Source organism: Mesorhizobium sp. KR2-14, assembly GCF_040049255.1.
Classification (GTDB): domain Bacteria; phylum Pseudomonadota; class Alphaproteobacteria; order Rhizobiales; family Rhizobiaceae; genus Pseudaminobacter.
Window position 1 is genome coordinate 691,186 of record NZ_JBDZDR010000001.1, and the last position, 9,579, is coordinate 700,764.

General features: G+C 63.4%; 11 protein-coding genes. 6 read left to right on the top strand and 5 right to left on the bottom strand.

Annotated features, from left to right (window positions below):
* Nucleotides 1-4: 4 nt before the first annotated feature.
* Nucleotides 5-442, bottom strand: coding sequence for a YqaA family protein (locus ABLE86_RS03200; RefSeq protein WP_348777456.1), 438 nt, complete (start codon nucleotides 440-442; stop codon nucleotides 5-7).
* A gap of 382 nt (nucleotides 443-824) precedes the next feature.
* Here ABLE86_RS03200 and ABLE86_RS03205 point away from each other — a divergent pair, with 382 nt between their 5' ends.
* The 6 genes from ABLE86_RS03205 to ABLE86_RS03230 all read left to right on the top strand — a co-directional run bounded on the left by ABLE86_RS03205 (nucleotide 825) and on the right by ABLE86_RS03230 (nucleotide 5,628).
* Nucleotides 825-1,355, top strand: coding sequence for an Hsp20/alpha crystallin family protein (locus ABLE86_RS03205; protein WP_348777457.1), 531 nt, complete (start codon nucleotides 825-827; stop codon nucleotides 1,353-1,355).
* Between the two features lie 70 nt (nucleotides 1,356-1,425).
* Nucleotides 1,426-1,842 carry a CBS domain-containing protein gene (locus ABLE86_RS03210; RefSeq protein ID WP_348777458.1) on the top strand — a complete coding sequence of 139 codons (417 nt, stop codon included), beginning with the start codon at nucleotides 1,426-1,428 and terminating at the stop codon, nucleotides 1,840-1,842.
* A gap of 293 nt (nucleotides 1,843-2,135) precedes the next feature.
* Nucleotides 2,136-2,516 (top strand): GtrA family protein, encoded by a 381-nt coding sequence (locus ABLE86_RS03215; RefSeq protein ID WP_348777737.1) that lies wholly within the window; start codon nucleotides 2,136-2,138, stop codon nucleotides 2,514-2,516.
* The gene (locus ABLE86_RS03220; RefSeq protein ID WP_348777459.1) at nucleotides 2,513-3,493 is read left to right on the top strand and encodes a glycosyltransferase family 2 protein; all 981 of its coding nucleotides are present in this window, start codon (nucleotides 2,513-2,515) and stop codon (nucleotides 3,491-3,493) included. The genes ABLE86_RS03215 and ABLE86_RS03220 overlap by 4 nt, the downstream gene beginning before the upstream one ends.
* Nucleotides 3,477-4,220, top strand: a complete 744-nt coding sequence (locus ABLE86_RS03225; protein WP_348777460.1) for a ChbG/HpnK family deacetylase — start codon at nucleotides 3,477-3,479, stop codon at nucleotides 4,218-4,220. Before ABLE86_RS03220 ends, ABLE86_RS03225 begins: the two co-directional genes overlap by 17 nt.
* A gap of 1 nt (nucleotide 4,221) precedes the next feature.
* Nucleotides 4,222-5,628 (top strand): glycosyltransferase family 39 protein, encoded by a 1,407-nt coding sequence (locus tag ABLE86_RS03230; RefSeq protein WP_348777461.1) that lies wholly within the window; start codon nucleotides 4,222-4,224, stop codon nucleotides 5,626-5,628.
* 53 nt (nucleotides 5,629-5,681) lie between these two features.
* Here ABLE86_RS03230 and ABLE86_RS03235 read toward each other — a convergent pair whose 3' ends face one another.
* The 4 genes from ABLE86_RS03235 to ABLE86_RS03250 all read right to left on the bottom strand — a co-directional run bounded on the left by ABLE86_RS03235 (nucleotide 5,682) and on the right by ABLE86_RS03250 (nucleotide 9,577).
* Nucleotides 5,682-6,938: a nitrate/sulfonate/bicarbonate ABC transporter ATP-binding protein gene (locus ABLE86_RS03235; RefSeq protein WP_348777738.1), complete on the bottom strand. Its 1,257-nt coding sequence runs from the start codon at nucleotides 6,936-6,938 to the stop codon at nucleotides 5,682-5,684.
* Nucleotides 6,939-6,996: 58 nt separating this feature from the next.
* Nucleotides 6,997-8,607, bottom strand: a complete 1,611-nt coding sequence (locus ABLE86_RS03240) for an ABC transporter permease subunit (protein WP_348777462.1) — start codon at nucleotides 8,605-8,607, stop codon at nucleotides 6,997-6,999.
* Nucleotides 8,608-8,825: 218 nt separating this feature from the next.
* Nucleotides 8,826-9,221 (bottom strand): cupin domain-containing protein, encoded by a 396-nt coding sequence (locus ABLE86_RS03245; RefSeq protein ID WP_348777463.1) that lies wholly within the window; start codon nucleotides 9,219-9,221, stop codon nucleotides 8,826-8,828.
* An 89-nt stretch (nucleotides 9,222-9,310) separates the two neighbouring features.
* Nucleotides 9,311-9,577, bottom strand: coding sequence for a cytochrome C oxidase subunit IV family protein (locus ABLE86_RS03250; protein WP_348777464.1), 267 nt, complete (start codon nucleotides 9,575-9,577; stop codon nucleotides 9,311-9,313).
* Between the last annotated feature and the right edge of the window lie 2 nt (nucleotides 9,578-9,579).

Sequence of the window (9,579 nt, forward strand, 5' to 3'; positions counted from 1 at the left end):
GCACTCACCAAAGGCTTGAAACAGCCGCCGCCACTGTCAGGTAGCGCGCTGTCTTGGCCACCGCCACCAGCGCAACGAAGCTCCACAGCGGCTCGCGCAGCACCCCCGCCACCAGCGTCAGCGGGTCGCCCACCACGGGCGCCCAGCTCAGCAGCAGCGACCACCGGCCGTAGCGCCGATACCACGCGGTGGCGCGGTCGAGCATCCGCGGGCTCGCCGGAAACCAGCGGCGGCCGGCAAAAGCCTCGATGCGGCGGCCGATCAGCCAATTGACCACGGAGCCGAGGATATTGCCGGCACTTGCGGCCAGCACCAGTCCCGCCGGCGAAAACGATCCCACGGCCAAGGCTCCGGCCAGCGCCGCTTCCGACTGCATCGGCAGTAGCGTCGCGGCCAGGAAGCCGACGGCAAACAGGCCACCGAACACAGCAAGCTCATCCATCAAAGCCTTCCTCGCCCCAGACCGGCCTCGCCGCCTCGCGACGGCCACCGGCGGGCGAACTGGTTTTGCCGGACAGGCCGGAAGAGAAAAGAAAACATGCCGAAGGATTGTCCATGCCGTTCAGGGCAGCCCTAGGCCATGCTGAGGGTCGGCGCAATGCCGCAGCGGACTTCGTGGCGAGCGCGACGACCAACCTCAACGCGCGCTTTGACTCCCATCAATGAAAGGCCCACCGGAAAGGGGTTTGATTGTCATTTTTCCAGAGGCGAATGCCTGCCCGCGAACGAGGCCTACCGACAGCGCAACCGCACTCGTCCTCGGCCTCTGGAACGTGCCGAGCAGGCTCGAAGATGAGCCCAAACTGCCGAAGAGGAGCAAGACCATGGCTGAACCTGCAAGCAAGGTGCCTGTAAAGAATGAAAAGACCACGCGGGCAATGACCACTGAGTGGTCTCCATTCGAAAGCCTGCAACGGGAGATCGACCGGCTGTTCGAAGATTTCCGCCCTTTGTCGCGCCCGTCGTGGCGGTCGATGCTGGGGCTTGAAATGCCTCGTCACATCGGCCCATCCGAATGGCGGGTCATGCCCGCGATCGACCTGACCGAGAAGGAAGACGAGTACGAGATCACCGCCGAACTGCCCGGGCTCGACGAAAAGGACGTGGAGGTCAAGCTGGCCAACGACATGCTGACGATCCGGGGCGAAAAGCAGGAGGAAAAGGAAGAAAAGCGCAAAGACTTCCACATGTCCGAGCGCCGGTTCGGATCTTTCCAGCGTTCCTTCCATCTCCCCGAAGACGTGGATGCCGACAAGATCGAGGCGAACTTCACCAAGGGCGTGCTGAAGCTGAAGCTGCCCAAGTCGATGGAAGCCAAGCAGGCTGAAAAGAAGATCGAGGTCAAGGGCGCCTAGGACACGGCATCAGAGATGCTTCCTCGATGGCGGCCAGCTCCTGAAAGGCAGCATAACCAAGGAGAAGACGATGAATATCACCACCGTGATGCACAAGGGAACCAAATGGATCGACCCGGAAATGTCGGTCGCCCAGATCGCCGCCCTCATGAAGGAACAGGACATCGGCGCCCTGCCCGTGGGTGAAAACGACCGGCTGATAGGAATGGTGACCGACCGCGACCTGGCGCTCCGCGCGCTTGGCAGTGGCAAGGACCCAACCCGCCTCACAGCGCGGGACGTGATGCCCAAGGGCATAATCTATTGCCGCACCGACCAGCCCCTGGAGGACGCCATCCACCTCATGGAAGAAAAGCAGGTCAGGCGCTTGCCGGTAATCGACGAGAACAAGCGCATGGTGGGCATGCTCGCGCTCGGCGACATCTCGCATCATGTCAGCCGCGAGCTGTGCGGCGAACTCATCCATGCGGTGGCTGCCCCGCACTGACTTTCGCGAAGGACGGTCTCGACGGGCATGAAGTGAGGGCTGCCGGCTAACGCGCTCCCGCCGCAGCCAGGCCCGCCGAGACCGCCGCCGGCTGGCTAAGCCATCGGCTGCTTTTTGCCACTCCTTCCCCCACATTGTGCCGCCATTGACCGCCCGCCACGCTAAGAACCGATTTTCTTGCGTTGGCCAGGCTGCCTGGTTCGATTTATCTGCCGCAATTGCTGAAAATGGGCTACAGGAGCGCAGGTCCACGTGAGAATTCGTGAACCTGTTTCGACTAGACCATTTGGATGATGCTGAAACGATTTTCCCTCTTTGCTGGCGGTTCCACCATCGGCGCGGCGATCGACTATGTCGTGACGCTCGCGGCAACGGGCTGGCTCGGTCTGGACCCGGCCTTGGCACTGGGGCTGGCCATGATCGTCAGTGCGTCTGTCGTGTTCCTGTTCCACGTCCGGATTACTTTCGAGGACGCGACGAGCAACATCGTGCGCCGATATGTGCTCTTCATGGGCTGGAGCGGCCTGATCTTCATGCTACGGGCTTTTCTACTGAAGACGATGCTGTATACAGGCCTGCCACTGGCTGCGGCGCTGCTACTCGCGATCGGGCTGGCCTCGATCATAAACTTCGCCATTTCCTCGGCGGTGATTTTCGCTAAAAGCCCGTCATGACCGCAAAGACGCTCTGCATCATCGTTCCAGTCTACAACGAAGCCGAGGGCCTGCCTGATCTTCTTGGCCGGCTCGACGCCATTGCAGACACTGTTTCCGCCGAGTTTGCACTCACCGTCGATTACATCTTCATCGACGACGGCAGCAGCGACGACAGTTTTGGCCTGCTCAAGGCGCATGATTTCGGCGCGCGGTCGGTCCGTCTTCTCCAGTTCTCGCGCAATTTCGGCAAGGAGGCAGCGCTGTCGGCCGGGATAGACGCCGCCGAATATGCCGATGCAGCCGTTCTCATGGACGCCGATCTCCAGCATCCGCCCGAAATGATTTCCGATTTCGTCCGCATCTGGCTGAACGAAGGGGCCGACAGCGTCTATGCCTACAAGGCCAGCCGCCGCGCGTCCGAAGGGCTGGCGAAGTCAATCTTTTCGAAATTGTTCTTCTGGGTGATTAATCGCGACGTCCGCTACGAGATCCCGCCCGATGCCGGCGATTTCCGCCTCATCAACCACCGCTTCATGAACGCCCTGCGCCGCCTGCCGGAGAGCGACCGCTTCATGAAGGGGCTCTATGGCTGGGTCGGCTTTCGCCAGACCGGCCTGCCGCTCGAGCCGCCCCCGCGCACCCGGGGCACGAGCAGTTACAACCCGCTTCGCCTGCTGCTGACGACGCTCGATGCTTTCACCAGCTTCACCACCACGCCGCTGCGGCTGATGGCGCTGGCGGGGATCGCCATCGCCCTGCTCAGCGCGGCCTATGGCATCTACATCGTCATCCAGCATTTCTTCTTCCCCGCAGTGCCGTCCGGCATCGCTTCGGTCCTTGCGCTGATTGCCTTCTTCGGGGGTGTCCAGATGATTTTCCTGGGTCTTCTGGGCGAATATGTCGGCAAGTCCGTCCTGGAGGCCAAGAAACGCCCCCCCTACATCCTGGCCGAAGACATCAGCCGCAAGGGGCACGCCGTTGCGGATCGCGGATGATTTCGGACTGGGCCGCAGGCACGACGAGGTGATCCTGTCGCTGCTGGCGGCAGGAAAGCTCGACGGCACATCGGTCATGGTCCATGGGAGGATCGAGCCTGGTGCAATAGCCCGGCTTCGGGCGTTGCGGGACAACGGCGCGCAGGTCGGCCTTCATCTGAACCTGACGCAGCCCTTCCCGGAAAGCGGGCCGGTCTCGCCACTGGGCAAGCTGATACGGCCGGGCGGCCGCCTGCCCGACGGCATCGCCGCTTCGCTCCACCGTCAGGTGGAAGAGTTCGTGGCCCTCTTCGGCAACCTGCCCGACTATTACGACGGCCACCAACATTGCCATTGCTTCCCGGCAATAGCGCCGCTGATCCCGAGATTACCCTACGGGCCAAACACATGGGTGCGCGTGCCGCTGCCCGCCACATGGGCGGGGCGATGGCTCAACCTGTGCGCGGGCGGCGCCAAGGTGTTGGCCATCATGACCTTCGCGGCACGGGCGCGGACGGTATTCGCCCGCGCGGGCCTGCGCGTGAACAGCGACTTTTCCGGTTTTCTCCGCCTCGACGATCCGGCCGCTGTCAGGCGCCGGCTTCCGCGCCTGCTGTCGGCGGCCGGGCCGCAATGCCTGGTTATGCTGCATCCGGGCGACGCCACAGACCCGATTCAATGCCTTGGCCATGCCCCTGAAAGCCGTGCTGCCGAGGCCGAAATCCTGCTTGAAAGTGCGTTGAACTGACATGACCAAAAGCCGCGCCATTCTTTGGGGCTTGCTCCTGCTTCTTGCCGTTCGACTGCTGGCGATGATCTGGGTGCCACTGACGGACCCGACCGAAGCCCGCTATGCCGAAATCGCCCGCAAGATGGTCGAAACCGGCAACTGGATCACACCGCAGTTCGACTACGGCGTGCCGTTCTGGGCGAAACCGCCGCTGCACACCTGGCTTTCGGCGGCGGGCCTCGCGCTTTTCGGGGCAACCGCCTTTGCAGCGCGGCTGGGAATTCTGCTCTCGGCGATCGCGACGCTTTTGATCCTGTGGCGCTGGGCCTGCACGCTGACGGACCGCCAGACGGCGGCGGCCGCGGTATTGGTGGCCGCGAGCTCAGGTCTCTTTTTCGTCGCCGCGGCCTTCGTCCAGACCGACATGGCGATGACGCTTGGAGTCACGGCCTGCATGGCCGGCTTTTACGGTGGCCTGCAGGGAGAACGCCGCTGGGGCTGGCTGTTCTTTCTGGGCCTGGCCATCGGGCTCCTGGCCAAGGGGCCGGTGGCCACGGTTCTGTCGCTCATGCCGATCACTATCTGGATGCTATGGCGCGGCGGCTGGAAAGACCTCGCCCGCCTGCCCTGGGTCGGAGGTATCGCGCTGGTGGCTGTGCTGGTCGTCCCCTGGTATGTGGCCGCCGAAATCGCAACGCCCGGTTTCCTTCACTATTTCCTGATCGGCGAGCATATCCAGCGCTTCCTGCAGCCCGGCTGGACGGGCGATCTCTACGGCGCAGGGCGCGCGCACCCGAAGGGCACGATCTGGCTATACTGGATTGCCGCCACCCTGCCCTGGAGCCCGCTGCTGCCTCTCCTGATCTGGCGGCTGCGAAAGCAGGGCATGCCAAACGGCGACGGCCTTCATCTGTACCTGCTTCTGTTCGCGCTGGCGCCGCTGGCGTTGTTCACCCCGGCCGCCAACATTCTGTTGGCCTATGTGCTGCCTGGCTTGCCGGCGGCAGCCCTTCTGGGCGTAATATTGTGGGTCCGGACCGGTCCCACGGGGGCGGGCTGGCTGAAGCTCGGCGTGGCGGAGGTCCTGGTGGCTTCCATGGGCATTGTCGTTGTGTCGATGCTCGGCCTGGACCGCTCGGCCCTGCCCTCCGAAGGCCGCCTCGTCGACGCCTTCCCCGATACCGGCCGTCTGGCCATCGTGGGCGGGCGCAGCTACTCGGCCGAATTCTACAGCGAAGGCAAGATCACGCGGTTGAAAACGCCAGCGGCCCTGGCCGACTGGCTCGCCCCCGGCGACGGCGTGCTTGTGCCCAAACGCGAGATCGACGGGTTCGTTGCCCGCTTTGGCGAGGCGCTCAGGCCCGTGGCCGAGGATCGCAAATACCTGCTGTTCATCCCCATCCCGTCGATCGTTCCCGGCAAGTAGGGCGCGCTCGTGCCCGACGGTCGCGCTGCCTGGCCTGTAGCCACTCGCGACCGTCATTCTCCGGGATGCCCCAGGCCGAAGCTTCGCGAACGGTCGTCGTATTGGAAGAGCTCGGCATATCTTCCCCAGCCGATGGCCGCACGGAGGGTCTTGTCGGTGTCGCCCTTGTTCAGGTGATCCTGGAGTTCCAGCTCGAAGCGTTCCCGCGGCGCCTGGTGCCCCGCGCGCTCTTCCAGCACCTGGCGGATATGGGCGGCAAGCGGCACGAAGCGCAGCAGATGTTCCCTGAACAGGCGCTTGCGCTCCCTGGCGTCGCTCTCGGCGAAAACCCGTCCAGCCGCCGTGAGCTTGATCGCCCCGTCCTTCAACTCGGCGAACTCGAGAATGTGCAAGGCTCCCGCCAGCGAGAACAGGTCTTTCGTCTCGAACGCAAGCGGCGTGCTGACATGCGCCAGTTCGACATAGCCCTCGTGAACCGCATTCAGCCTTTCGATGAACCCGGTGAGGCGACTGATCGCGACGTCGGGCAATGGCTGGACCAGACCGCCATGCAGTTGGCTTTGCGCGTCGATCGTCTGCGTCATCCTGGCCGTCAGGATGGAATAGAGTTCGTCAACGATGGCGTGGAACGCTGCGTCCAGCCGGTTGCGCGGCTGCGGCAGCGGAACCGCGATCTCGGCCGCGATGTGGCCGGGATTGGTGCCGAGCACCAGAATGCGATCGCACATCAACACCGCTTCCTCGATGTTGTGCGTCACCATCATCACGGCCTTGATGGGCAGCTTGTGTTCGGTCCAAAGGTCGAGGAAATCCGTTCTCAGCGTCTCGGCCGTGAGAACGTCCAGGGCCGAGAACGGCTCGTCCATGAGCAGCAGGACCGGATCGCTGACGAGCGCCCGGGCAAAGCCCACGCGCTGCCTCATCCCGCCGGAAAGCTCGCGGGGATAGGCGGACTGGAAGCCTTCCAGCCCTATGAGATCGATAGCGGAGAGAGCGCGGCGATGCTCCTCCTCGTCGGACAAAGCCAGTGCGGCGAGGCCAAGCTCGACATTTTCCAGCACCGTCAGCCACGGGTAGAGCGCGAAAGTCTGGAATACGACCGCGATGCCGGGTGAAGGGCCGGACAACGGCGCGCCACGATACAGCACTTGTCCCGACGTGGGCCGGATCAAACCGCCCACGATGCGCAGCAATGTCGACTTGCCCGACCCCGAACGGCCGAGCAGGCCCAGGATCTCTCCGTCGCGCAAGACGAGGTTGACGCCCGCAAGCACCGGCAACGGCTCGCCGGATGGCTTGGCAAAAGCCATGAAGATATTGTCGAGCTCTATGATCGGCGGTGAGGAAGCATCACCCACGGGCGCCCTCTCAATCCAGCCGCGAGCGCCGCTCCGCATAGGCATAGAGCGGGCGCCACAGCAGGCGATTCATGGCAATGACAAGTATGGACATGACAACGACACCGAGCGCAATCCGAGGATAGTCGCCTGTCGCGGTCATTTCCGCAATGTAGGCTCCAAGGCCGGAGGCGCTGAGCCTGACGTTCCCCCAGCTCGCCCATTCGGCGACGATGCTGGCATTCCAGGCGCCGCCGGCGGCGGTAATGGCGCCGGTGACGTAATAAGGGAGGATGCCGGGCAGCATCACCTCTCGCCACCAGCGCCGGGGACGGACCCGAAGGCTCTCTGCTGCTTCCCGCAGATCGGAGGGAAATGCGCTGGCTCCCGCAATCACGTTGAACAGTATGTACCACTGCGCCCCAAGGATCATCAGCGGGCTGAGCCAGATCACCGGCGACAGATTGTACCTTACGATCAGGTACACAGCGACTGGGAACAGCAGGTTGGCCGGAAAGGCGGCGAGAAACTGGGCAATGGGCTGAATGCGGCCCGCAAGCTTCGGCCGCAGCCCCACGGCAACGCCCACCGGCACCCACACAAGCGTTGCAAGCGCGACGAGAATGACCACGCGCAGAAGCGTGAGCAAGCCATTGCTGATGGCGATCCTCGCATCCTCCCAGGAAAGGGCCGAACCCAGAAAACGAAGCAGCGAAATGACGACATAGCCGATCACAAGGATCAGGGCGGCATACCAGATGACGTCGACAAGCAGTCGCGGTGGCGACCAGAGGGCAAGTCGTGTGATGGCCGGCGGGAGGGCCATTCGCGCTCGCGCCGTCTTGCGCAATGCCACCCATGCCGGGGCCGCAAGGCTGCTAAGCATAGGCGAGCGGCGAAAAAGGGTAAGGACCCAGCTTCTTGGCGCCACCTGGGCCGCGGTCTGTTCGAACCTGAATTTCTCTGCCCACACAACCATCGGCCGGAACAACAGCTGATCGTAAAGAACGATGGCCACCGTCATTGCGGCAATTGCCCAGCCAATGGCCTGCAGATCACTTTCCTGGATCGCGCGCGCCACATAGGACCCGACGCCGGGCAGCGCGATATGAATATCGCCGACAGAAATGGCCTCCGAAGCGACGACGAAGAACCAGCCCCCCGACATGGACATCATCATGTTCCAGATGAGCCCGGGCATCGCAAACGGCACTTCAAGTCGCCAGAAGCGCTGCCAGCCAGTGTCCCGGAAGCTGCGGCTGACTTCGTCCAGATCGGTCGGGACGGTCCTCAGCGCCTGGTAGAAGCTGAAGGTCATGTTCCAGGCCTGGCTGGTGAAGATGGCGAAGATGGCCGCCAGTTCCGGCCCGAGCACATTGCCAGGGAACAGCGAAACGAAGAACACGACGGTGAAGGAGAGATAGCCGAGGATCGGAACCGACTGGAGCACATCCAGGATCGGGATCATGACCATCTCGGCTCGCCGGCTCTTGGCCGCCACGGTCGCGTAGACGAAGGTGAAGACCAGCGAGGCGAGCAACGCCATCAGCATCCGCGTAATCGTTCGAAGCGTGTAGAGCGGCAAGGCAGTCGGCGACAGTGAAATCTCGGCGACCTCGGTGGGGGCGGCGGGCGCCACCATTTGATGCGCACCGATGCCGAGCAGAATAATGATGCTCAGCAGCAGTAGCGTTGCAACAAGATCCCTCCAGCCCGGGATTCTCTGCTGCCATACGCCTCCGCTCAACACCTCGGCGTGGTGTTCCACCGCTCGCCTCCGCTGCGCAATGGGAGCGCCATCCTCGTAGCGCCCGGCACCCGGGTCATTGACCCGGATCAACCGTCTTCAGTACACCAGCGCTATCGCCGGTACTGCTCGTCGCTGACCTTTTCCATCCAGTCGACCGCGGAGCCGTCGAGCTTTTCCTGGATGGCGATGTGGCTCATCGCGGTGCTGGGCGTGGCGCCGTGCCAATGCCTTTCGCCGGGCTCGAACCACACCACGTCACCCGGCCTGATCTCCTCGACCGGCCCACCCTCGCGCTGAACCCAGCCAAGGCCGGACGTGACGATCAGGGTCTGGCCGAGCGGGTGGGTGTGCCATGCGGTGCGTGCACCCGGCTCGAAGGTGACCAGCGAACCCATGACCCGCGCCGGATCGGGCGGAGAAAACAACGGATCTATGCGGACCGAGCCCGAGAACCAGTCTGCCGGCCCTTTGCCTGACGGCTGTGAACCGCTTCTCTTGATCTCCATGGCATGCCTCGCTTCGTCAAAAAGGGATCGGATCTCTCGGATCTAGTGCGCGCCTCGATCTGTTCAGCCCGTCGAATTCCCGTCGCGGATTACGATCGCGTTGCATAGTCGGCTGCCACCAGTGCCAGGAAAATCAGAAGCCAGATGGCGGCCGCGCCCGCCGCGAGCCGCAGCAATCCGCTTTCGGCTCTCAAGTTCATGAAGAACCAGCAGATCAGCGCCGCCTTGGCCAGCGCAATCCCGAGGCTTACCGTGATGGAGGTGGGACCGGTCACTGCGAAGCTCGCCGCCACGGTGGCCGTGAGCAGGCAGATCGAGGCGATCCAGGCAAAGACGGGCCAAAGCAAAGCCTTCATCG